Here is a 22,688-nt window from a genome sequence, read left to right as displayed (position 1 = left end):
GCTGTCAGCGCTTACCCGCTGCCGGCACTTCGAGTGCCGCCAACAACTCGTGGACAATTGGGAAATCAGCCGGAATCCAGGGCAGGCCAAGGACTTCATCCTGGTCGGCCAAGGACACCCATCGAAGTTCGTCGTGGTCCTGAAGGGGCTGTGGCTCGCCTGCCAGGATCTCTGCGAACCAGACACGCATGCTGGCCCGCTCACTCAGCGGCCAGCCGGTGGGAGAGTCCGCGGCAAGCTCAGGGCCAAGGCGCACCCCGATCCCCAGCTCTTCGACCAGCTCCCGGCGGAGCGCCGACTCAGGCTCTTCACCCGGCTCAACTTTGCCTCCGGGGAACTCCCACAGGCCGGCCAGCTTCTCAGGAGCACTGCGGCGGGCCACGAGCAGCAGGGAAGGGTTCGCGAGGTGGTCCACTACAGCTCCGCCCACCACCTGTATCAGTCCAGTCACCGCCCCATTCTATGAGGGACAATGGGAAGGCCCGGGCACTCACTCCGCTTTCCCGGGAATACCTGCACCTTCCCGGGGGTTGTCCCGGTGGTCCAGGCCCTATCCAGCCCCACTGCCGTGGCTGCAGCCACTTGTATCCCAGCACCTCGAAAAGCAGGCACATGAGCAGCGTCATTCAGTCGCCCACGGCAACCAGCACCACCTCCCCCAATATCGCCCTGGCCATCATTGCGCTGGCCATGGGCGGGGTGGGGATCGGGGTCACAGAGTTCACCATGATGGGCCTGCTGAAGGAAGTGGAACAGGGCCTCACCATCAGCACCCCCGAAGCCGGGCACCTCATCTCCGCTTATGCGCTGGGTGTGGTGGTGGGCGCACCGCTGCTGGCCGCCGTCGGCGCTAAGCTTCCGCGCAAAAACCTGGCCCTCGGCCTGATGCTGTTCTTCACCGTCGCCAACCTGGCCTCTTTCCTGGCCCCCGATTACGGCTCCATGCTGGTTTCACGCTTCGCGGCCGGGCTGCCGCACGGTGCATTCTTTGGTGTTGCTGCCGTCATCGCCGCTTCGCTGGTGCCGCCCACCCGGCGTGGATGGGCGATTTCCATGGTGATGGCGGGGCTGAGCATCTCCAACGTTATCGGCGTCCCGGCGGCAACCTGGGTGGGACAAACCTACGGCTGGCGCCTGCTCTTCATCCTGGTAGGTGCGCTGGGAATGCTCACCCTGGTGCTGATCTGGCGGTTTGTTCCCTTCCAACAGGCTCATCCGGACGCCAGCATCCGCCGTGAACTCGGGGCGCTGAAGCGGCTCCAGGTCTGGCTCGCCATCCTGATCGGCATCGTGGGCTTTGGCGGCTTCTTCGCCACTTACACATACATTTCCCACACCATGACCCACGTCGCCGGCCTCCCCTCGTCGATGATTCCACTGGTGGTGGCCTTGTACGGGCTGGGCATGGTGGCAGGCAACGTGGTGGGCGGCAGGATTGCGGACAAATCCGTGATGGGAACCCTCTACAGGGTGCTGCCGGCCATCGCTGTGGCCCTGGTGGTGTATGCCATCGCCGCGCACTGGCCTTGGTCAGCCCTGGTGATGGTGTTTGTGGTGGGCGCTGCCGGGTCCATGCTGATACCGGCGCTGCAGACCCGGCTCCTGGACGCCTCCCCGGACGCCCCGTCGCTGGCTTCGTCCCTGAACCACGCAGCCCTGAACGTCGCGAACGCGCTCGGAGCATTCCTGGGCGGCCTGGTCATCGCCTGGGGTTGGGGCTATGTTGCCCCCGCACTGGTGGGAGCGTGCCTGGCCGTATTGGGCCTCGGCGTTGCCGTTGCCAGTGGCATGCTGGAACGCAAAAAACCGCTGGCCGCCTCCTGAAAAGGCGGCCAGCGGCCGGCTGGCATCGTGATGTTTCTGACGGGCAGTTGTCAGGGCCTCGGTGCCGCGGCGGCAGGCTGATGGCCGGCACCTGGGGCATCTGAACGGTGCAGGTCAGGCTCCAGGTAGATCACCCGTGCGATAGGCACTGCTGTCCGGATGCGTGACTCTGCGCTGTCGATTTCCTTGGCGATCTCCTCGCCGGTGGCGTTGCGGTTAATGGCGATTTTGGCCGCCACCAGCAGTTCCTCCGGTCCCAGGTGAAGTGTCTTGAGGTGGATGATCCGGCTGCCGTCGGCCTCGATGGCCTGTGCAATCCGCTCCACGTCATCCCGGGAAGCCGATTCGCCCAGGAGCAGGGACTTCGTCTCCAACGCCAGAATCACGGCAATCGCAACGAGCAGCAGGCCAATCATGGCCGTGCCTGCGGCGTCCCAGAGTCCGTTGCCGGTAACAAGCGTCATGCTGACGCCAATAAGCGCGAACACCAGGCCCAGGAGCGCACCCAGGTCCTCAAGCAGGATGACTGGCAGCTCAGGCTGTTTGGCACTGCGCACAAATTTGGCCCAGGACTGCTGTCCGCGTAGATGGTTCGATTCCTTGATGGCAGTCCGGAACGAGAACGATTCGGCAATGATCGCCCCCACCAGCACCGCCAGGGGAACCCACCAGAAGTCGCCCTCGATGGCATGCGGGTGCTGAAACTTCTCCCACGCCTCATACAGGGCAAACAGGCCGCCCACACTGAATAGCACAATGGAAACGATGAAGGCGTAGATATACCGCTCCCGGCCATAACCGAACGGGTGTTCCGGGCTGGCGGCCCGTTGTGCCTTCTTGCCGCCCACCAGCAGGAGGATTTGGTTGCCGGAGTCCGCCACGGAGTGGATGGCTTCGGCGAGCATCGAGGACGAGCGCGTCAGGAAGTACGCAACAAACTTCAGGAGGGCGATGGTCAGGTTGGCAGCCAGAGCCGCAATAATCGCCTTTGTACCGCCACTTGCAGCCAAGGGGCTTCACCTCTTTTACGGTTTTAGGAACACTACGGAATTTGCGGACCCGGACCCCGGCTCCGCCCATAGTTACCGTACCCGCCCCAACAGCCGGCATGCATCCGCGACAGGCCCTAAGCCTGCTGACAAGCAGGGGACCCTATGTTAGCTTGAAGCTCATCGGGAGGGTTTATCCCGGTCACAATAAGGAGGAGACATGGGTTTTCTTGCTTGGATTATTCTCGGCCTCATAGTGGGGGCCATCGTTAAAGCCGTAATGCCCGGCAGGGTAGGCGGCGGTTGGGTCACCAGCCTGGTTCTGGGCGTGGTAGGCGCAATAGTAGGCGGCTGGATCGGCAGCCTGCTCTTCAATAAAGGCGATCTGGCCTTCTTCGATCTCGGCACGTGGATTCTCGCCATCGTAGGCGGCCTGGTGGTCGCCGGCATCTACGGTGCCATTACCGGACGCGGCAAGGCAACACGCTCGCCCTGAGTTCCCGGTAAATCTTCATTCTCCACCCAAGCGTGGGCTCCGGTAATCCGGAGCCCACGCTGCCGTTAAAGCCGCACTTCACTTAGCCCGGCAATGCTGCCGGGAGGTGCTGGGAGCGGGCACTGGCATAGAGGCAGACTGTGGCGGCCGTGCCGAGGTTGAGGCTTTCCGCCGCCCCGTACACAGGCACAGCCACACGGTGGTCGGCCAAGTCTAGTTCGGCCTGGGACAGCCCTTGCGCCTCGTTGCCGAACAGCCAGGCCGTGGGTTTTTCCAGGTCATAGGCTGACCGGGTGCTGTCCCCCGTCAGCCGGCGCCGGGCGTTTTCGTCCTGCAGCGCGTCAAGGTTGAGGGAACCATAGCCGTCCGCAGCCAGGATGCCGATCCCCCGGGCCCGGCACGCCTCGGCCAGTTCAGCTACATCGGCACCCAGCACCACGGGCAGGTGGAACAGGGAACCGGCCGTGGACCGGACCGCCTTGGGGTTGTAGATGTCCACGCTGGAGCCCGTGAGGATGACCGCATCTGCTCCCGCTGAGTCAGCCGCCCGCAGAACCGTTCCGGCGTTTCCCGGATCCCGGACCTGGCAAAGTACGGCAATGAGGCGCGGCCCGGCGTCGAGCACTTCCTCAAGCGCAACGTCGACGAACCGGCAGACGGCAATGATGCCCTGGGGGTTGACTGTGTCCGCCATGGCGGCCAGGACGTCGTCGGTAGCCCACCGGGCATTGGTGCCCTCGGCAAGTTCCTCGAATTCAGGAAACCGGTCCAGGCAGGCGGCACTGGCAAAAACCTCGGTGACAACGCCCGGGGCCCCGTCGGTGAGGCGCTGCTGGTGCAGCTTCAACGCTTCGCGGACCGCCTGCGGGCCTTCCGCCAGGAACTGTCCGCGCTTTAAACGGGCCGGGCGCCCTGCAAGTTTTGCCACATCCCGCACCCGATCTGCTCGGGGGTTGGAGAGTGGTAAATCCTGCGGGCGCCCGGTGTCGTTCATACAGAAAACTTTAGTGGCTGGGGCCACCAGTTCCTGAACTGTCCCGTTGCGGGTGCAGCGTTGCTAGGCAACAACCTTCTTGGCGGAGGTGTCGGCGGGCAGCGAGTCCTTGGCAACCTGGACCAGTGCGGCGAAAGCGTTGGCGTCGGAGACAGCCAGTTCGGCCAGCATGCGGCGGTCAACCTCGACCTCAGCGGCCTTCAGGCCCTGGATCAGGCGGTTGTAGGTGAGGCCATTGGCGCGGGATGCAGCATTGATGCGCTGGATCCACAGGCGGCGGAAGTCGCCCTTCTTCTTCTTGCGGTCGCCGTAGCTGTACACAAACGAGTGCAGCAGCTGCTCTTTTGCCTTGCGGTACAGGCGTGAACGCTGTCCACGGTAGCCCTTTGCGCGTTCAAGGATAACCCGGCGCTTCTTGTGGGCGTTGACCGCCCTCTTCACACGTGCCACGTGCGTACTCCTTCGAAATTCTGATCCCAAGCATCTACTGCCGGATGTCCGGCGGCCTGAGAAGGCTTTTTGGCAGGTGACTTACACCAGGTGGTGGTCAGTCAAGAACTTGGAAATTAGATGCCGAGCATCTTCCGGATGACCTTGGCGTCGCCCTTGAAGACGATCTTGTCGCCGGCGAGGCGGCGGGTCAGCCTGGAGGACTTGTGCTCGAGGTAGTGGCGGCGGTTGGCCTGCTGGCGGCGCAGCTTGCCGCTGCCGGTCAGCTTGAAGCGCTTCTTAGCACCACTGTGGGTCTTCATCTTCGGCATGGGAACCGATCTCCTTACGTGTCCGCAGGCGAGGCCTGCAGTTCTATCGCGCAGCTGCCCCAGGGGGCGGCGTGCTGGTTGCTGACTACCGAAGGGCGACCCCCGGCAGCTGTGAACTAAGTGGTCTTCTTACCAGCCGGCTTCGGCACTGCCTTGGGGGCAGGGCGGGCAGCGGGCTTAGGTGCAGCGGGCCTGGCCACCGGCTTCGGCGGAGCAGGAACGGCTGCGGGCTTCGGCGCCGCCGCTGCCGGCTTGGCAGCTTCGGGCTTCTCCGCAGCAGGCTGGGGCGCCGGTGCAGCTGCCTTGGGAGCCTCCTGCTTCGGAGCTTCCTGCTTCGGCGCTGCAGCCTTGGGAGCCTCCGCCTTCGGAGCAGCGGCCTTGGGGGCCTCCAGCTTCGGAGCTTCCGCCTTGGGAGCCTCAGCCTTGGGAGCTTCGGCTGCCTTGGCCGGGGCTTCTTCAGCAACAGGCTCGACGGCGGGAGCTGCTTCCTGTGCCGGAGCTTCCGGGGCTGCTTCCGGTTCCGTCGAAACGGTGAAACCCTCGGGCAGCAGGTCCGCGAGGGACTGTGTCAGGGGGGCCTGGTCGTCGCCGGAAACGTCAACACGGCCGGAGGCCTTGGCTTCGTTCTGTGCTTTTGCTTCAGCCCGCTGCGTTGCACGGCGTGCTTCGGCCTTGGCTTCTGCCTTGTTCTTCAGCGGGCCGACCACCATAACCATGTTGCGGCCGTCGATGCGGGGGCTGGATTCCACCACACCAACCTCAGCAACGTCATCGGCGAAACGCTGGAGCAGGCGGATGCCCATTTCCGGACGCTGCTGTTCGCGGCCGCGGAACTGGATCATGGCCTTGACCTTGTCCCCGGCGCCGAGGAAGCGCAGTGCGTGCCCGCGCTTGGTCTCGTAGTCGTGGGTGTCGATCTTCAGGCGGAAACGGATCTCCTTCAGAACAGTGTTCGTCTGGTTCTTCCGTGCTTCACGTGCCTTGACCGCGGCCTCGTACTTGTACTTGCCGAAGTCCATCAGCTTGCACACCGGAGGCTTCGCCTGAGGTGCAACTTCAACGAGATCAAGGTCGGACTCGGCGGCCAGACGCAGGGCATCCTCAATACGGACGATTCCTACCTGTTCACCTGCAGGGCCGACCAGCCGCACCTCGGGGACGCGGATACGCTCATTGATTCTTGGCTCGCTAATGTTAAAGCTCCTGTGTTGTTGTGGGATCCCGGCAAATAGAGAAGGCCCCCAATTGCCGGAGCAATCGAAGGCCTCGAGGACTGGTTGCGCGTCCCATATGGCACGCCTTGTTCGATGCCGGCGTGCGCCGGAACCAAACCAACCAGGTACCCGGCAACCTTGCATTCCATCAAACTTGCGGAACAGCGGCTGACGCGGGTGGGAGAGAACTCCGCTTGCAAACTGCATGCCATTCTACAGAAAAAAATTCCCTGCAACGCTGGCGCTGCTGGGAACCTTTGATCGTTTCGCGAACGATCCCTGAAATAACGACATCCAGTCGGTCTGTGTCAAGCTTACCAGTATGAGCACCCCAGACAGTAATTCATACGTTTTCGAGCCTGCCGCGGATGGGGCCGGTGCCGCCGCCGACGTTTCGCAGCAGATCCGCGATATTTCCGAAGTGCCGGCCATTGAGGTCATCACCACCGCCGCCGTCCACCTGATGAGCGCCGCCGCCGTCAAGCTTGGCCTGGCCGCCGAAGAGAACGCTCAGGAGCTCAAGGACCTGGACGAGGCCCGCAAACTGATCACCGCGCTGGCCGGCCTGGTCACCGCCGCAGCCCCTGAGATCGGTTCCCAGCACGCCGGACCGTTGCGTGACGGCCTGCGGTCCCTCCAGCTGGCCTTCCGCGAAGAGTCGCTGATCCCCGACGCCCCAGGCAAGGGCCCGGGCGAGAAATACACCGGCGCAGTCAACTAACGCCGCACCAGCCAAGCACTGACGACGGCGGGCCGACCTCACGGGGAAGGCCCGCCGTCGCGCTTTAACTCTTCCTGCCCCTCTTCATGCCGTGATTTTGCTTCTACGGCGCCGCTGGAGGGCCAGTCCCACGAGGCACAGCGCCACGCCCGCGGCGCCCACCGAGACAAAACCTCCGGACGGACCCACCTGGTCGATGAAGACCCCCGCCAACGGCGCGCCCATCGCCACACCAGCTGTGAGGGCGGAGCCGTACCAGCCCATGGCCTCGCCCCGCCGCTCCTCGTCCACGAGGTCCGCCACCTTCTCGGATGCGGAGGAGAGTACCGGTGCGCAGAGGAGCCCCGGCAGGATCGAAACGAGGGCGAGGGTCCAGGTGTCGTGGGCGAAGCCCATCGGGATGGTCAGGGCCGCCATCCCCAGGAGCAGGACGATAGGCGGGACAGGCCGGTGCATGGCGCCGTAGATAAGTCCGCCCACTACTGAGGCCGCGCACCAGAACAGGAAAACGATGCCGATTTCGGCCTGGTGTCCGCCGGTTTCGAGCGCTGCAACGATTCCCACGTCGGTGCCGCTAAGGACCATACCCGCTCCGGCGGCAACGGCGAAGAGCGCTGCAACAGTGGCGGTGAACCACGTGAAGTTGCCTGCCACCTTCGCCCTGAGGCCCGCGCTGCGGGCAGTGTGGGCAGCGGCCGGGGCAAGGTCCGCGGCGGCTTCCTGCAGGTGGGCGGGAGCGGTGGAGACGACGGCGGCCTCCGCCGCGCGCTGCTGGTCCGCCTCGCAGTCGCCCGCGGTCGAAGCGCTGCGGGTGGGCGGGTTGAACCACATCAGGAACAGGCCGGCCAGGGACGTGGAAACGCCCACGATTGTCAGGCCGGCAATGCTGAAGCCGCTGGTGGCGACGATGGCTCCGGCGGCGGGACCGATCATGAACACCACTTCGGTGGTGATCGCATCGAGGGCGAAGGCAGTACGCCGCTGGTCGCCGTCGGCCAGCACGCCCAAGGACTGCCGTACCACGCTGAAAATGGGCAGTGTGAGCAGTCCGCCCACAAAGACCAGCGGCAGGAGCCACTCGTAGGGCACATGCGGTACGACGGACCAGATCACGGTCTCGGACACCACCGACGGGATGAGTGCCTTGCGCAGGCCCACCGTATCCACCCGGCGGCCCCGCCAGGGCGCACCGAGGGCGATGCCGATGGTCATCACGGCGGCGGCCGTACCCGCGGCGGCGTATCCCTGGCCCAGGGTGAGGACGATGTGCAGGGTCAGCAGCACACCGGCAGCCGAGTGCGGAATGCGGGCAATCATGCCCACAAGGAGCAGCCGCCTGATGGGCCGCACGGCGAGCAACTCCCGGTAGAGAGCGAAATTCACGAAAGAATCCTTCGGTCTGCCGCAGCCGGCCGGGGATCCCCCTCCTCGCCGCAGCTAGTTTTCAGCGCGCCGCAGTTTTACCTCGATGGAGTCGACCCGCTCACCAAACAATACATTCCGGGACCACTGGGCCTGGAGTCCTGCCACCAGTTCCTGCACCGCCGCGGCGTCCAGGCCGTCCTCCAGGTACAGGACCACCTGCAGCTCGGGACCGGCGCCTCCGCCGGAAAGGACGGACCCGTCAGCGGTACGCGAAGCTACTCCCCTGCCCGGCAGGAGCTCCAGGCTCCGCACGGCGGGGAAGCCGGCCGCAGCCTCCCGCATCTGGCGTGCAAGGACCTCATCTGTGTAGGAAGGGATCCAGTCCTGCTGCTGGGCCAAGGCCCACAGGGCCGGGCGCCGGACCACAAAAGTGACGGTCGAGCCCGGGTCAAGGACCAGCAGTTCAGCCCCTTCCGCCACGGCCGAAAGGGCCGCGCGGGCGGCGTAGACCGCTACCGGCCGCGCCTCCGGGTGCCACGCGCTGAGTGCCTCGGCGGATGTGAACGCCGGCATGGCGGTCCGGCCGTCGGCGGCTTTGAGGGTCACCAGTGCCATGTCCGCCTGCTTGTCGGCGTGCAGGCCGTCCTGGCCTTCGGCTTCTTCGGCAAGCTGGGCAACGATCGGGATAAAAACCCGGGCGGTTGCGAGGGAGCCAACGACAGCCGCCTCGTCCCCCTGTCCCGCCTTCAGAGCAGCAAGTGCGGCGACATAGCCGGTGTCGGCCAGTCCGTCGTCGTCCTCAAAATTGTGGATTTTGGCATCGTCCCCGGCCAGGCTCCGGCCCGCCCAGGGCTGGCCGGCCGAGTCGGTGGCACCCCCGGCACCGGACAGCGCCGCGGCGATGTGGCCCGGGAGGTGGCGCTGTGCAGGGGTGCCGGATCCGGGTTCGGTGCTGGACATGTCGTGGCTGCTCGTTGCTTCCGGCAGGCTAGCGGCGGCCGGCGACGTCGAGGGCTTCGGGCAGGGTGAAGGCACCGGCGTACAAGGCCTTGCCGACGATGGCTCCTTCAACCCCTAGAGGCACCAGGGAACGCAGGACTTTAAGATCGTCCAGGCTGGAAATACCGCCGGAGGCCACCACAGGCTTGCCGGTCTTTTCGACCATTTGGCGGAGCAGTTCCACGTTGGGTCCCTGCAGGGTCCCGTCCTTGGTCACGTCGGTGACCACGTAGCGCGAGCACCCAGCCTCCTCAAGCCGGCCGAGCACGTCCCAGAGGTCCCCGCCTTCCTTCGTCCAGCCGCGGCCGGCCAAGGTGGTTCCGCGGACATCGAGGCCGACGGCGATCTTGTCACCGAAGCGTTCGATGGCCCGCTGGGTCCATTCAGGGTTTTCCAGTGCTGCCGTACCAAGGTTGACGCGCGCCACGCCCAGGTCCAGGGCGGCTTCGAGTGATGCGTCATCGCGGAGGCCGCCGGAGAGTTCCACCTTGATGTCCAGCCTGCCCACTACTTCGCGCAGCAGCTCCGCGTTGGAGCCGCGGCCGAAGGCGGCGTCCAGGTCCACCAGATGGACCCACTCGGCACCCTGCTGCTGCCAGTTCAGTGCCGCTTCCAGCGGGGTTCCATAGCTTGTTTCACTGCCGGCTTCGCCTTGGACCAGCCGGACGGCCTGGCCGTTGACGACGTCGACGGCGGGCAGCAGTTCAAGGACCGGCAGGTCGGTAGCGGTGTTCATCAAAATCCTCGAAAGTTGGGGGAACGGGTCAGGGTCTGGCTTAGTTGGCCGGCAGCGTCAGCAGATAGGCGGCCAGCAGCGCCATGCCCGCCAGGACGTAGAAGGAAACCTGCGTCCAGAGCGGTTTGTGCTGCTGCCGGAACGAGATGCCGCCGCCAATGAGCAGGCCGGCGAGGCCCATCAGCAGGACAGACCACACTAGGCGCCGCCGCCGGCGGTCTCTTCGGCATCCGGCGCCCGGTCACCTGAGTCCGCGGCGGTTGCGTCCGTGCTGCTTGCTCCTGCGTTGCCTGCCTCAGCCGGCCGGCGCAGGGCATCCACCCAGTTGCGCAGGAGCTGCGCACCGGCGTCGCCGGACTTTTCCGGGTGGAACTGGGTGGCGCAGAGCGGGCCGTTCTCGACGGCGGCGATGAACGGGGCGCCATGCTCGGACCAGGTGACCAGGGGCGGGGCCATCCGCGGCTGGATGATATCGAAGTTCCATTCCTGCACCCCATAGGAGTGCACGAAGTAGAACCGCTCGTTTTCGACGCCGGCAAAGAGCTTTGAGCCCTCCGGCACCTTGACTGTGTTCCAGCCCATGTGGGGAACAACATCTGCGGGAAGGAGTTCCACTTTGCCGGGCCATTCGCCGATGCCTTCGGCTTCGGTGCCGTGTTCCACACCGGCTTCGAACAACACCTGGAGGCCTACGCAGATGCCCAGGACCGGGCGGCCGCCGGCGACGCGGCGGCCGATGAGGCGGATGCCGTCCACAGCCTTGAGCTCACGCATCACGGTTTCAAAAGCGCCGACGCCGGGAACCACCAGGCCGTCAGCGTTCAGGACATCCTCGGGCTTGGAGCTGAGGATTACCTCGGCGCCCGCGCGCTCCAGGGCACGGACTGCAGAGCGAACGTTTCCCGAACCGTAGTCCAGCACCGTGACGGTGGGCTTCCCCTCGGGGGACGGCAGCTTCTGTGAAGCTGCCGGATCGATGATGGCGCCGTCGCGCAGGACCTGGCCGCTCACAGCGCACCCTTGGTGGAGGGAATGCCTTCGACGCGGGGATCGGATTCAACGGCAGCGCGGAGGGCGCGGGCGAAGGCCTTGAACTGGGCTTCGACGATGTGGTGCGGATCCCTGCCGGCGATCACGTTCATGTGGAGGCAGATCCCGGCGTGCAGGGTGATGGCTTCAAAGACGTGGCGTGTCAGCGAGCCGGTGAAGTGCCCGCCGATCAGGTGGTATTCCTGGCCTGCGGGTTCGCCTCCGTGCACCAGGTACGGGCGGCCGGAGACATCGACGACGGCGTGGGCCAGCGCTTCATCCAGGGGCACGGTGGCTTCACCGAAGCGGCGGATTCCCGCTTTGTTGCCCAGGGCGGTGCGCAGTACTTCACCAAAGGTGATGGCAACGTCCTCCACGGTGTGGTGGACGTCGATGTGGGTGTCGCCGGTGGCCTTGACCGTGAGGTCGATGAGCGAGTGCTTGCAGAGCGCGGTGAGCATGTGGTCGTAGAACGGCACCGAGGTGTCGATGTCCGAGATGCCGGTACCGTCGAGGTTGATCTCCACGAGCACGGAGGACTCGCTGGTGGCACGCTCCATGCGCGCCGTCCTGGCCGCAGTGGATCCGATGGAACTCATGGTCAAGTGTCCTTTGGGAAGAAGGAGTGGTTCAGGGCGCCCAGCGCCAATACTTCCAGTCTAGGCGGGAAGCTTCGACTGGCCGGCAAGGATGCTTTCCAGCGACGTGAGGAACGCTGTGGTTTCGGCCTTCGTGCCCGCGGTGACGCGAAGGTGGCCCGGGATCCCGACGTCGCGGATCAGCACGCCTGCCTCGAGCAATTCCTGCCAGACCTGGTGCGGGTTCTCGAGCCCGCCAAAGAAAACGTAGTTGGAGTCCGAGGCGGCGGGCTTCAGGCCCATCCTGGTCAGCTCCACCACGATCCTGTCGCGCTGTTCTTTGATGTCCTCAACGTCCGCCATCAGGGCCTCGCGGTGCTGAAGGGCTGCCAGCGCGGTGGCCTGGGTGATGGCGGACAGGTGGTACGGCAGCCGGACCAGGCGCAGGGCATCGGTGACTTCCGGTGCCGCGGCCATGTAACCGAGGCGGGCCCCCGCCAAGGCGAAGGCCTTGCTCATGGTGCGCGAGACAATCAGCCGTTCGCGGCCTGGCAGGAGGGTGAGAGCGCTGGGCGTTCCGTCATGGGCGAACTCATGGTACGCCTCGTCCACAATGACAATCGTCTGGCTGGCTTCGCCGGCCTCGTACACCGCCTCCACCACGTCGAGCCCAAGGCCGGTTCCGGTGGGGTTGTTTGGAGAGCAAAGGAAAACAATATTGGGTTGCAGTTCCTTGACCTGCAGGGCGGCCGATTCCGCGCTCAGGCCGTAGCCCTCCGCCCGGTCACCCACGATGTATTCGGTGTCCGTGCCGCTGGCCAGCAGCGGGTACATGGAGTACGTGGGCGGGAAGCCCAGTGCCGTGCGGCCGGGTCCACCGAAAGCCTGGAGGATCTGCTGGAGGACCTCGTTGGAGCCGTTGGCCGCCCAGACGTTCGACTCATCCAGCCCGTGCCCCAAGTACTCCGCCAGGGCCTTGCGCAGCTCGGTAAATTCCCGGTCCGGGTAGCGGTTCAGGCCTGCGGCAGCTTCCGTTACTGCGGCGCTGATGGCTGCGCGGACGTCCGCGGGAACGCCATGGGTGTTCTCGTTGACATTGAGGAGGATGGGAACATCCAGCTGGGGCGCACCGTAGGGGGTCAACCCACGAAGGTTGTTGCGGAGGGGAAGCCGGTTCAGGCGCTCTAGCTGGTCATTCACCTGAACAGTTTAGTGCCCGTGCAGGAGACCGGAAAATGTGACGGTGCCCTGTTCGCGCTCAGCGTGCAGCTAGCGCGTGGGCACGTAGAGCTGCTGCCCGGGGTGCACCGCTCCGGCGCTCAGGTTGTTGAGCTGCACGATGTCCGCCACCACGTCCCGCGCATCCCGCTCCGGGTCAACGGTTCCGGCAATGGCCCACAGCGACTGGCCCGGCTGCACGGTGACGGTGACCGTGGGGGTAATGGAAAGGTCTGCGGCGGAATCCGAGGCCTTGGCCGGCGAGTTGAAGAAGCCTGCCAGGGAGAGCAGCAGAGCCGCCAGCAGCACCAGGGGGATGCCGATCAGAACCACCTTCCCGCGGCGGGTGAGCCGCAGCGGCGGCTGGGGCGCAGGACGATCGGACTGCCGGCGGACCGGCTGCGACATCAGTTGATGCACCGAAAGAAGCTGCGGACGTGAACCCTGTGAAGCAGATGTAGCTGACATGAACTGAGCCCTCCTGGACCTGACCGTGCTGCCCGATGTCCTTCCCAGCTGCCCCCGATGCGCCCGGAACTGATCCGGATCTTCGAATGGCTTCAAGCGGAGTAGAACAAATGTTCGAACTTTGCTTTCTCTGTTTTAGCACTTATCAACGAATAATGTCGAGACTCGCTAGAACAAATGTTTGAAAATGCCATGTGGCTGGCCTAGCTTTGAAGACAAGAACAACCACCTCTGAAGTTGATCAGCAGGGTCTGACAATTACGGCGGCTACTCCGGGTCCGGGCCGAAATGCCGGGGCAAACTGAAAGGCATTGGCGAATATGGCAGCAGCAGCCGCCGGGGGCAGGGCAACCTCCCAACCGAAGAAGACCGCCAAGGGCCTGACGCCGCGGCAGAAGAAAATCCTCGAAACCATCCAGCGCTCGGTTAATGACAACGGCTATCCGCCGTCCATGCGGGAAATCGGCGATACCGTGGGCCTGGCCAGCCTCTCCAGCGTCACCCACCAGCTGTCGCAGCTGGAAAAACTCGGCTACCTCCGCCGCGACCCGAAAAGGCCCCGCGCCATGGAGGTGCTGATGCCCCTGACACTTGACGGGAGTGCCCCCAAGCCGGCATCGGAGCCGTCCGCCCTCTTGCCGGGCACCAGCGCGACAGTGACCCAACTTCCCACCGCCATGGACACTGCCATGGTTCCCCTCGTGGGCCGGATCGCCGCCGGCGGTCCTATCCTGGCCGACCAGGTGGTGGAGGATGTCCTGGCGCTCCCCCGGCAGCTGGTGGGCCAGGGGGAACTGTTTATGCTCAAGGTGGCTGGCGATTCGATGGTGGACGCCGCGATCTGCGACGGCGACTGGGTAGTGGTACGCCGCCAGGCGGACGCCGCGAACGGCGATATCGTCGCGGCATTGCTGGACGACGAAGCGACGGTCAAGACCTTCCGCCAGCGTGATGGCCACACGTGGCTGCTGCCGCAGAACACCCAGTACGAACCCATCCTGGGCGACCACGCCACCATCATGGGCAAGGTCGTCTCAGTACTCCGCTCGCTCTAGGCAGCGGCTTCAGCTAAACAGCGATATCAGCCCTTTGCCGGCAGCGCGAAGGCGCTGCCGGCAAAGTGAAGGTGCTGTCGTCAGGCGTTCTCCCCTGCCAGCCGTTCCAGGGCCGCAATCGCCGTCTTCCGGTCCGTGGTTGGCCAGAAGGGCGGCAGGGCCCCGCGAAGGAATCCCGCGTACCGTTCAGTGGCAAGCCTGGAATCCAGCACTGCCACCACGCCTTTGTCCCCGGTGGAGCGGATCAGGCGCCCGGCTCCCTGTGCCAGGCGGATTGCCGCATGGGTGGCCGAGACGGACATAAAGCCGTTGCCGCCGGCCTGCGCCACAGCACGGGACCGCGCAGTCATTAGGGGGTCGTCCGGCCTCGGGAACGGAATCCGGTCGATGACCACCAGCCGGCAGGCCCCGCCAGGAACATCCACGCCCTGCCACAGCGACATGGTGCCGAACAGGCAGGTATCGGGTTCGTCTGCGAACTGCTTCACCAGCGCCGTCATGGTGGAGTCGCCCTGGCAGAGGATGGTCATCCCCAGCTTCGGCCGCAGCGCGTCGGCCGCTTCCTCCGCCGCGCGCCGGGACGAAAACAGGCAGAGCGCACCGCCGTTGGACGCCCGGATGAGTGCTTCGAGTTCGGCCAGTGCCTCCGGGGAAACTCCGCGGCCTGGCTTGGGAAGGTGGCCTGCGACGTAGAGGATGCCCTGTTTGGGGTAGTCGAAGGGCGATCCCACATCAACGCCGGTCCAGCTGGGTGCGCCCTCACCCACGAGGCCCAAGCCGCCCGCTGCGGGCTCAAAGGCCGAGCCGATGGCGAGCGTTGCAGATGTCAGCACCACGGTGTGCCCTTCGAACAGGCCCTCACGCAGCCGCCCGGCTACGGACAACGGAGCAACGTTGATCAGCGCACGAGCCGTTTCATCCGGCTGCGAATATCCCTGTTGCGGATCAAAGGAGCTGGCGCGGGAGAACCACACCACTTCCCTGTTCTCCCGGGCTGCCAGGAGGCGTTCACAAAGTTCCAGGATGAGCATCAAGCGGGAGCGCGCAAGCTGCCGCCCGCCGTCGGCCGTTGTACTGCTGTCCCCCTTGGAATCAGACAACGCGGCCCGGCAGGCCTCACGCAGCTGGTCAACGCAGTCCAGCTGCTCGTCGTTCAGGCCGTTCGGCAGCAGCCCGTTGGGGACGCCAGCCAGAGCCACCTCCAGGTTGGCGGCGGCGGCATTGAGGGCGTCCACGGTAATGGCGGTGTGCTTGCGGGCGCCGGCGGCAGCGGCGTGGACCATGGCCACCGAAAGCTGCCCGGAGACAGCACCCGTCACCCTGTCCTGGAGTTCATGGGCCTCGTCGACCACCACCACGTCGTACTCAGGCAGCACGGCCAGTCCTTCGAAGGCGCTGACCGCGAGCATGGCATGGTTGGTGACCACGACGTCGGCTTCGGCGGCATTCTGGCGGGCCAGTTCGCTGAAGCATTCCGCCGCCATCGGGCATTTCTGCGCTCCCAGGCATTCCATGGACGTGACGCTGACCTGCCGCCAGGCGCGGTCGGTGACGCCGGGCAGGAGCTCATCCCGGTCGCCGGTGGTGGTCTTCTCCGCCCACTCCCGCAGCCGGACCACTTCCTTGCCCAGCTGGGAGGAGGGACCGCCAACGGCGGCCGCAAAGTGCGGGACGCTGGTGTCCTCCCCCAGGGAGAACAACTGGCCCTCGGCGGGCTCCTCGGAGGGAAAACCCCCTTCGAGTTTGTGCAGGCACACGTAGTTGGACCTGCCTTTGACCAGCGCCACCTTGACGGGCCGGTCCAGGGCAGGAGTGATGGTTTTCAGGAGCCTGGGCAAGTCCCTGCCCACGATCTGGGTCTGCAGGGCAAGCGTTGCAGTGGACACCAGGGCGGGCTTGTCGCTTTCCAGGGCATGCGCGATCAGCGGTATCAGGTATGCCAGCGATTTTCCCGTGCCGGTGCCTGCCTGGACGAGGAGGTGGTCGCCTGTTTCGATGGCCCGTGCAACCTGCCTGGCCATCTCGTGCTGGCCGCTGCGGCTTTGCCCGCCCATGCCCGCAACTGCCCGGTCGAGCAGCTCGATCACGAACTGCTCGCCGGGCGTGGTTGTGGCTTCGTCAGCCACGGCCTCAGTCATGGGTGACGAAGGATTCCAGTTCAGCCGCCAGGCCTTCCCGGACTTTGACTACTGCCCGGGTACCGGCTTCATCGTGGTCGACGCTGATGATCTCGGCGTCCGATTCGTGCAGCTTGCTGACGAGGTCTCCCCGGTCGTACGGGATCAGCAGGTCAAGCTTGACGGACGGCCGCGGGATGGCCTCGCTGATGGCCTGCAGCAGCTCGGGAATGCCTTCCCCTGTGCGGGCCGAAACCACCACGTGCCGCGGTTCGCGCTGCTTGAGCCGTTCCACCACAAATGGATCCGCGGCGTCAGCCTTGTTCAGCACGATGATTTCGGGCACCTTGCGGGCGTCCACTTCGCTGAAGACCTTGCGGACTGCCGCGATCTGGCCCTCGGGGTCCGGGTGCGAAACGTCCACCACGTGGAGGATCAGGTCAGAGTCAGCCACTTCCTCCAGTGTGGAGCGGAAGGCCTCCACCAGCTGCGTGGGCAGCGACCGGACAAAACCGACCGTGTCGGCCAGCGTGTAGCCGAGGCCGTCAGCAGTTTCGGCCTTCCGGACCGTGGGATCCAGCGTGGCGAACAACGCGTTCTCCACCAGCACCCCGGCGTCCGTCAGGCGGTTCAGCAGGGAGGACTTGCCGGCGTTGGTGTACCCGGCAATGGCCACCGAGGGCACCTCATTACGACGGCGGTTGGCGCGTTTGGTCTCACGGGCCGGCTTCATCGCGGCGATCTCCCGCCGCAGTTTGGCCATCCGCGTGCGGATCCTCCGGCGGTCCAGTTCGATCTTGGTTTCACCGGGACCGCGCGAACCCATACCGGCTGCAGCACCGCCCACCTGGCCACCGGCCTGGCGGGACATCGACTCGCCCCAGCCGCGCAGGCGCGGCAGCAGGTACTCGAGCTGCGCCAGCTCCACCTGGGCCTTGCCTTCCCGGCTCTTGGCGTGCTGGGCGAAAATGTCCAGGATGAGCGCCGTCCGGTCGATGACCTTGACCTTGACGATGTCCTCAAGGCCACGCCGCTGGGACGGGGCCAGTTCGGCGTCCACCACCACGGTATCGGCGCCGGTGGACAACACGATGTCCTTCAGCTCCAGCGCCTTTCCCGAGCCCAGGAACGTTCCCGGGTCCGGCTTGTCGCGGCGCTGCACCAGGCCGTCGAGAACCTCTGAGCCGGCGGTTTCGGCCAGGGCAGCGAGCTCGCGCAGCGAGTTTTCCGCGTCGGCTAGGGTGCCTTCGGACCACAGCCCTGCCAGGACCACGCGTTCGAGCCGCAGCTGCCGGTATTCGACTTCGGTGACGTCTTCGAGTTCGGTGGACAGGCCTGCCGTGCGGCGCAGTGCCCGGCGTTCCTCAAGATCCTGCTGGTCGCCGTCGTAGCTTGTATGTTCTTCATCCAGGCGGGAAATCGCCTGGGCTTTGCCCAGTACCGCTTTCCCGTCGCCGCGCGGCGTTGCGCCTGGCGTGCTGAGGGTCTTGGCCGGTACGTCCTTGGAGAGAATCCGGTCGATCACGGCCTGGATTTCCTCAGGGCTCATGTCCTGGGCGGCTGGATCGGATCCGGTGTTGGGCTGGCTGGTCATGGTCTCCTTTGAAGGTTCGGCACTTCCAGAATAGTGCCGATTGCTGGTGATTGGGGAAGTATTCGCGCTGGGCTGACGGCCTGCGGTCATGCAGTTCTCCTGGTTTGTCTCACCGGGCGGCGTGCAGCCCGGCGGGTGGGCCGCCTCCCGTGAGGCGGCGAAGGGGAAGGCGCCGGAGCAGCGGCGAAAGGGACAGCAGGTGGCTGACTTTCGAGTATTGTCCGGCGGCCGGAGCGAACGCGTGGGCGTGGTCCGGTGCACATGTGCGGAAGGCGGAAACGCCTGCATCGCTGTGGGACAGTTTCTTCGGGACGGGCGTGGCCCGTGCCGGCTACTCGAAGATCAGGAACATGCCTTCTACCCTAACAGAGCCGTCCCATGTGCGGTTTCCCATTACGCTGCAAGGGGAACTACTCTGGCCAGTTATGGAGTCCGCTCACTATTTCAGTCCATCCCCCGCCGGCCCGTTTACCCGCAAGCCGCTCACGGTGGAACTGGCAGGGGAAACACGCAGGCTGCAGACTTCAAGCGGCATCTTCAGTCCGGACGGCATCGACAAGGGCACGGCGGTGCTCCTCGCAGAGGTTCCTGCCCCTTCGCCTACCGGCAACCTGCTGGATATCGGCTGCGGCTGGGGCCCGATCGCGCTGACCATGGCCCTGCGCGCGCCGCATTCGACCGTTTACGCGGTGGACGTCAACGAACGCTGTATCGCCCTGACCAGCGAGAACGCGGCGGCACTGGGGCTGTCCAATGTCGTGGCCAGCACGCCCGAGGCTGTGGATCCTGAGGTGCGGTTCGACACCATCTGGTCCAATCCGCCCATCCGGATCGGCAAGGATGAACTGCACTCCCTGCTGAGGCTGTGGCTGCCCCGTTTGGCTCCGGGTGGAACGGCGTGGCTGGTGGTGCAAAAGAACCTGGGCTCGGACTCGCTGCAGCGCTGGCTGGCGGCGGAACTGGATGCTTCCTTTGCCGTAAGCCGGGAGTCCACCTCCAAGTCGTTCAGGATCCTGAAAGTCAGGAAAGCGTCCCTGATGCCACAATAGCGGCGGGCCCGCTGAGCTCCACGTGTTCCTGGCCGCCGGGGCCGGCGAAGAACTTCACGCCCACTACGCCCCCGGGGACGTGAACGCGCCAGGTGTCCGGCGCTTCCGCTCCTGCCCAGTGCCGGATGGCCACAGCAGCCGCGCAGGCTCCCGTGCCACAGGACTGGGTCTCCCCCACACCGCGTTCGTGGACGCGCATGGTGATGGAGCCGACGCCCTCGTGCACCAGTGGTTCCGCGGGAACAACGAACTCCACGTTGGTGCCGTTGGCGGGCACCGGGTCCACCACGGGGGCGGAGTACAGCCGGGTCCCTGCCAGTTCCGAAAGTTCGGCCAGGGCAACTACGGTGTGCGGGTTGCCCATGCTCACGGACAGCGCGGGCCGCGGAACTTCCAGCCCGTCGGCGGTGACGAGCGAATCCATCGCCTTGGCGGTGGCCTCGCCGGGGAAAATGAACTCCCATGGACCCATGTCGACGGCGTAATCGTCGCCTGTGCGCACGACGGTTTTTATACCGGCACGAGTGCCGATGGTGAGCGCACCGCCGTCGGGCAGATCCACCAGGCCCTCCGCGCGCAGAAAGTGCACAAAAACGCGGACACCGTTGCCGCACATCTCGGACAGCGACCCGTCCCCGTTGCGGTAATCCATAAACCATTCGGCGTCAGGGGCGGCAGCCAGCAACTCCCTGCCTTCGGGAAGGAAACGGGACGGGACTGCCCGGATCAGGCCGTCGCCGCCGATTCCGCGGTGGCGGTCGCACAGGGCCGCCACCTGCTCAGGGGCGATGGTGTGCCCTCCCTCGGGATCGGCAACGAGGACAAAATCATTGCCGGTGCCGTGGCCCTTGGAGAAGCGCAGCCCGCCCAGTGTGCGGAAGGCGTGCTCTGTTGTCTCAGCAAGGGTTGCGTTCATGCTGTCAAGGGTACCGGCCGGGTGGGGCTGGCCCGAAACCTGGGCTAGCTGCGAGCAGAGTCCCTTAGCCGCAGAACGAGGCCGCGCGGGAGGTCAGCGCGGGATCCTGCCAGTCCAGCCAGTTGATGCGCGGATCGGCGCGGAACCACGTGAGCTGGCGCCGGGCGAACTGCCGGGTGGCCACGATGGTTTCTTCGGCGGCCTCGGGGACTGTTGCTGCGCCGTCGAGCACCTGCAGGAACTGCGCATAGCCCAGGGCCCGGGGTGCTGTTTTACCCCGCCGCAGGCCTTGGGCCTCCAGCTGCTCCACCTCGGCGAGCAGGCCGTTGTCCACCATCCGGTGCACACGAAGGGCCAGCCGCTCCCGCAACTGGTCGCGGTCAACGCTGAGCCCGATCTGCACGGCAGGCTGGAAGTACTCCCGCTGGGGCATAAAAGAACTGAACGGGCGGCCGGTGAGCTCATGGACCTCAAGCGCGCGGATGATGCGCCTGCTGTCGGAGAGACGGCCGGCGGACACAGGATCCACGGCCTGGAGCCGGGCGAGCAGCGCCCCGGCCCCTTGGGCCGCCAGGTCATCCTCAAGCCGCTGCCGCAACGCAGGGTCGGTTCCTGGGAATTCCAGGACGTCCAGCGCGGCCCGCACATAAAGCCCGGAACCGCCAACCAGAATGGCGCGTTTCCCGCGTGAGTGGATATCCGTGATGGCTGCCCGCGCCTGCTCCTGGAACTGGGAGACGCTGGCCTCCTGGGTCACGTCCAGGATGTCCAGGAGGTGATGCGGTACTCCCCTGCGTTCGGCCAGGCTGATTTTCGCCGTCCCGATGTCCATGCCCCGGTAGAACTGCATGGCATCGGCGTTGATGACTTCGCCATCGAGTTCGAGCGCCAGGTTGACGGCAAGGTCTGACTTGCCTGAGCCGGTGGGACCGACGACGGCGATAGCGGGCTGGGCGCCCACCGTCAGCGGGTGAGCACGGGCAGCGAGGGCATGCCCAGGGAAACGCCGGTCCGGCCATTGCCGTTGCCGCTGCCCGGGGCGGGAACGCCGCAGGAGTCGGCCTGGGACCTGTCCCAGGCGTCGCCGGCGCGGGACCGGCGGAGGCTGTAGTCCTCCGGGGTGGGATCGGCCACGAGGTGGAAGGCGGCAGCCTCGGTGATGGTGACCGTGACGAGATCGCCCGGACGCGGTGCCGGCGCTCCCTCGGGTACGGAGAAGTGCACCAGGCGCTGGTCCCGGGACCGGCCCGAGAGGCGGTGGGTTTCACCTGCCTTGCGGCCCGACTGTGCGGTGACCATGACCTCCACCCTGCGGCCGAGCTGCTTCCGGTTTTCCTCGGCGGCGATGCGGTCCTGCAGGGCAGTGAGCCGTTCGAACCGTTCCTGCACCACTGCTTTGGGCAGCTGGTCCGGCAAATCGGCGGCAGGGGTTCCGGGTCGCTTGGAGTACTGGAAGGTGAAGGCCGTTGCGAAGCGGGACTTTTCCACTACGTCCAAGGTTGCCTGGAAGTCCTCTTCAGTTTCACCGGGGAAGCCAACGATGATGTCGGTGGAGATGGCGGCGTGGGGTATCTTTTCCCGGACCTTGTCCAGAATGCCGAGGAACTTGGTGGACCGGTAGGAGCGTTTCATGTCGCGCAGGACTTTGTCGGAGCCCGACTGCAGGGGCATGTGCAGCTGCGGCATAACGTTCGGCGTCTCGGCCATGGCGTCGATGACATCATCCGTGAAGGCGGCTGGGTGCGGGCTGGTGAAACGCACCCGTTCGAGTCCCTCAATGTCGCCACAGGCGCGCAGGAGTTTGGAGAAGGCCTGCCTGTCGCCGAACTCCACGCCGTAGGAATTCACGTTCTGGCCCAGGAGGGTGACTTCGATGGCGCCGTCGTCAACCAGGGCCTGGATCTCCGCGAGGATGTCGCCGGGGCGGCGGTCCTTCTCCTTGCCGCGCAGGGCTGGAACGATGCAGAACGTGCAGGTGTTGTTGCAGCCCACTGAAATGGAGACCCAGCCCGAGTACACGGAGTCGCGCTTGGTGGGAAGCGTGGACGGGAAAACGTCCAGGGACTCAAGGATTTCCAGCTGGGCTTCGTGGTTGTGCCGGGCCCGCTCCAGCAGGGCAGGCAGGGCACCGACGTTGTGGGTTCCAAACACGGCGTCCACCCAGGGCGCCTTCTTCAGGATGGTTTCCCGGTCCTTCTGCGCCAGGCAGCCGCCCACCGCGATCTGCATTCCCGGGTTGGCCGCTTTCACGGGGGCGAGGATGCCGAGGTTTCCGTAGAGCTTGTTGTCGGCGTTTTCCCGCACGGCGCACGTGTTGAAGACCACGACGTCGGCCTGCCCGCCATCCACGGGCACGTACCCTGCGGCTTCCAGCATTCCGGCCATACGCTCGGAATCGTGCACGTTCATCTGGCAGCCGAAGGTACGGACCTCGTAGGTGCGTGGCTTCTGGCCGCCGGTTTCCAGGGCCGCGTCAGGGCGCGCCGCAGCACTGGGATCCGAAGGGGCGTTGGTGCCGGAAAGGGGGGAAGGAATGGTCAAACTCACCTGTTAAGGGTAACGGGT

24 protein-coding genes are annotated in these 22,688 nt (G+C 65.6%); 5 read left to right on the top strand and 19 right to left on the bottom strand.

Going from position 1 to position 22,688, the window contains the following annotated elements; genetic code table 11:
- Positions 1 to 4: 4 nt before the first annotated feature.
- Positions 5 to 451, bottom strand: coding sequence for a (deoxy)nucleoside triphosphate pyrophosphohydrolase (locus QRN11_RS19675; RefSeq protein WP_285314155.1), 447 nt, complete (start codon positions 449 to 451; stop codon positions 5 to 7).
- A gap of 161 nt (positions 452 to 612) precedes the next feature.
- On the opposite strand from QRN11_RS19675, the gene QRN11_RS19670 reads away from it, so the two are divergent.
- Entirely contained in the window at positions 613 to 1,824 is a 1,212-nt protein-coding gene (locus tag QRN11_RS19670) for an MFS transporter (protein ID WP_285314154.1), read from the top strand.
- A 50-nt stretch (positions 1,825 to 1,874) separates the two neighbouring features.
- On the opposite strand, the gene QRN11_RS19665 is transcribed toward QRN11_RS19670, so the two are convergent.
- Entirely contained in the window at positions 1,875 to 2,834 is a 960-nt protein-coding gene (locus QRN11_RS19665; protein WP_285314153.1) for a cation diffusion facilitator family transporter, read from the bottom strand.
- 199 nt (positions 2,835 to 3,033) lie between these two features.
- Here QRN11_RS19665 and QRN11_RS19660 point away from each other — a divergent pair, with 199 nt between their 5' ends.
- A complete protein-coding gene (locus QRN11_RS19660; protein ID WP_285314152.1) occupies positions 3,034 to 3,309 on the top strand; it encodes a GlsB/YeaQ/YmgE family stress response membrane protein in 276 nt (91 codons plus the stop codon).
- Positions 3,310 to 3,391: 82 nt separating this feature from the next.
- Here the strand turns inward: QRN11_RS19660 and QRN11_RS19655 are convergent, their stop codons facing one another.
- The 4 genes from QRN11_RS19655 to infC form a co-directional block, all read right to left on the bottom strand.
- Positions 3,392 to 4,303 carry a TrmH family RNA methyltransferase gene (locus QRN11_RS19655; RefSeq protein WP_285314151.1) on the bottom strand — a complete coding sequence of 304 codons (912 nt, stop codon included), beginning with the start codon at positions 4,301 to 4,303 and terminating at the stop codon, positions 3,392 to 3,394.
- Positions 4,304 to 4,366: 63 nt separating this feature from the next.
- Positions 4,367 to 4,753: a 50S ribosomal protein L20 gene (gene rplT / locus QRN11_RS19650; RefSeq protein ID WP_050055645.1), complete on the bottom strand. Its 387-nt coding sequence runs from the start codon at positions 4,751 to 4,753 to the stop codon at positions 4,367 to 4,369.
- A 116-nt stretch (positions 4,754 to 4,869) separates the two neighbouring features.
- Positions 4,870 to 5,064, bottom strand: a complete 195-nt coding sequence (gene rpmI / locus QRN11_RS19645) for a 50S ribosomal protein L35 (RefSeq protein WP_009358635.1) — start codon at positions 5,062 to 5,064, stop codon at positions 4,870 to 4,872.
- 116 nt (positions 5,065 to 5,180) lie between these two features.
- Positions 5,181 to 6,215, bottom strand: coding sequence for a translation initiation factor IF-3 (gene infC, locus QRN11_RS19640; protein WP_502935061.1), 1,035 nt, complete (start codon positions 6,213 to 6,215; stop codon positions 5,181 to 5,183).
- A gap of 385 nt (positions 6,216 to 6,600) precedes the next feature.
- On the opposite strand from infC, the gene QRN11_RS19635 reads away from it, so the two are divergent.
- Complete coding sequence (locus tag QRN11_RS19635; RefSeq protein ID WP_091418049.1) at positions 6,601 to 6,999, top strand: DUF1844 domain-containing protein; 399 nt, start codon at positions 6,601 to 6,603, stop codon at positions 6,997 to 6,999.
- An 84-nt stretch (positions 7,000 to 7,083) separates the two neighbouring features.
- Here QRN11_RS19635 and QRN11_RS19630 read toward each other — a convergent pair whose 3' ends face one another.
- From QRN11_RS19630 to QRN11_RS19595, 8 genes are all read right to left on the bottom strand, one after another.
- Positions 7,084 to 8,382, bottom strand: a complete 1,299-nt coding sequence (locus QRN11_RS19630) for an MFS transporter (RefSeq protein WP_285314150.1) — start codon at positions 8,380 to 8,382, stop codon at positions 7,084 to 7,086.
- Between the two features lie 54 nt (positions 8,383 to 8,436).
- Positions 8,437 to 9,324 (bottom strand): SseB family protein, encoded by an 888-nt coding sequence (locus QRN11_RS19625; RefSeq protein WP_285314149.1) that lies wholly within the window; start codon positions 9,322 to 9,324, stop codon positions 8,437 to 8,439.
- A 28-nt stretch (positions 9,325 to 9,352) separates the two neighbouring features.
- On the bottom strand, positions 9,353 to 10,099 hold the full coding sequence (priA, locus tag QRN11_RS19620; protein WP_285314148.1) for a bifunctional 1-(5-phosphoribosyl)-5-((5-phosphoribosylamino)methylideneamino)imidazole-4-carboxamide isomerase/phosphoribosylanthranilate isomerase PriA: 747 nt from the start codon (positions 10,097 to 10,099) through the stop codon (positions 9,353 to 9,355).
- Positions 10,100 to 10,139: 40 nt separating this feature from the next.
- On the bottom strand, positions 10,140 to 10,298 hold the full coding sequence (locus tag QRN11_RS19615) for a CG2302 family histidine operon protein (RefSeq protein ID WP_181762693.1): 159 nt from the start codon (positions 10,296 to 10,298) through the stop codon (positions 10,140 to 10,142).
- Positions 10,298 to 11,110, bottom strand: a complete 813-nt coding sequence (gene hisH / locus QRN11_RS19610; protein ID WP_285314147.1) for an imidazole glycerol phosphate synthase subunit HisH — start codon at positions 11,108 to 11,110, stop codon at positions 10,298 to 10,300. Before hisH ends, QRN11_RS19615 begins: the two co-directional genes overlap by 1 nt.
- Complete coding sequence (gene hisB / locus QRN11_RS19605) at positions 11,107 to 11,727, bottom strand: imidazoleglycerol-phosphate dehydratase HisB (RefSeq protein WP_091418061.1); 621 nt, start codon at positions 11,725 to 11,727, stop codon at positions 11,107 to 11,109. Before hisB ends, hisH begins: the two co-directional genes overlap by 4 nt.
- 60 nt (positions 11,728 to 11,787) lie before the next feature.
- Entirely contained in the window at positions 11,788 to 12,906 is a 1,119-nt protein-coding gene (locus QRN11_RS19600) for a histidinol-phosphate transaminase (protein WP_091418063.1), read from the bottom strand.
- Positions 12,907 to 12,975: 69 nt separating this feature from the next.
- Positions 12,976 to 13,332: a LysM peptidoglycan-binding domain-containing protein gene (locus QRN11_RS19595; RefSeq protein WP_285314177.1), complete on the bottom strand. Its 357-nt coding sequence runs from the start codon at positions 13,330 to 13,332 to the stop codon at positions 12,976 to 12,978.
- A 380-nt stretch (positions 13,333 to 13,712) separates the two neighbouring features.
- On the opposite strand from QRN11_RS19595, the gene lexA reads away from it, so the two are divergent.
- Complete coding sequence (lexA, locus tag QRN11_RS19590; RefSeq protein WP_285314146.1) at positions 13,713 to 14,447, top strand: transcriptional repressor LexA; 735 nt, start codon at positions 13,713 to 13,715, stop codon at positions 14,445 to 14,447.
- An 80-nt stretch (positions 14,448 to 14,527) separates the two neighbouring features.
- Here lexA and QRN11_RS19585 read toward each other — a convergent pair whose 3' ends face one another.
- Both QRN11_RS19585 and hflX read right to left on the bottom strand, forming a co-directional pair.
- The gene (locus QRN11_RS19585; RefSeq protein WP_285314145.1) at positions 14,528 to 16,585 is read right to left on the bottom strand and encodes an ATP-dependent DNA helicase; all 2,058 of its coding nucleotides are present in this window, start codon (positions 16,583 to 16,585) and stop codon (positions 14,528 to 14,530) included.
- A complete protein-coding gene (hflX, locus tag QRN11_RS19580) occupies positions 16,578 to 18,158 on the bottom strand; it encodes a GTPase HflX (protein ID WP_142062641.1) in 1,581 nt (526 codons plus the stop codon). The genes QRN11_RS19585 and hflX overlap by 8 nt, the downstream gene beginning before the upstream one ends.
- 425 nt (positions 18,159 to 18,583) lie before the next feature.
- Here hflX and QRN11_RS19575 point away from each other — a divergent pair, with 425 nt between their 5' ends.
- Complete coding sequence (locus tag QRN11_RS19575) at positions 18,584 to 19,207, top strand: class I SAM-dependent methyltransferase (RefSeq protein ID WP_285314144.1); 624 nt, start codon at positions 18,584 to 18,586, stop codon at positions 19,205 to 19,207.
- Here the strand turns inward: QRN11_RS19575 and dapF are convergent.
- The 3 genes from dapF to miaB all read right to left on the bottom strand — a co-directional run bounded on the left by dapF (position 19,179) and on the right by miaB (position 22,670).
- The gene (dapF, locus tag QRN11_RS19570; protein WP_285314143.1) at positions 19,179 to 20,123 is read right to left on the bottom strand and encodes a diaminopimelate epimerase; all 945 of its coding nucleotides are present in this window, start codon (positions 20,121 to 20,123) and stop codon (positions 19,179 to 19,181) included. The two genes, QRN11_RS19575 and dapF, sit on opposite strands and share 29 nt — an antisense overlap.
- 64 nt (positions 20,124 to 20,187) lie before the next feature.
- The gene (gene miaA, locus QRN11_RS19565; RefSeq protein WP_285314142.1) at positions 20,188 to 21,084 is read right to left on the bottom strand and encodes a tRNA (adenosine(37)-N6)-dimethylallyltransferase MiaA; all 897 of its coding nucleotides are present in this window, start codon (positions 21,082 to 21,084) and stop codon (positions 20,188 to 20,190) included.
- Between the two features lie 2 nt (positions 21,085 to 21,086).
- Positions 21,087 to 22,670, bottom strand: coding sequence for a tRNA (N6-isopentenyl adenosine(37)-C2)-methylthiotransferase MiaB (gene miaB, locus QRN11_RS19560; protein ID WP_502935060.1), 1,584 nt, complete (start codon positions 22,668 to 22,670; stop codon positions 21,087 to 21,089).
- Between the last annotated feature and the right edge of the window lie 18 nt (positions 22,671 to 22,688).

Source organism: Pseudarthrobacter sp. fls2-241-R2A-168 (assembly GCF_030209335.1).
GTDB lineage: Bacteria > Actinomycetota > Actinomycetes > Actinomycetales > Micrococcaceae > Arthrobacter.
Note: the sequence above shows the minus strand (reverse complement) of the source record. Positions and strands in the feature narration are given on the sequence as shown.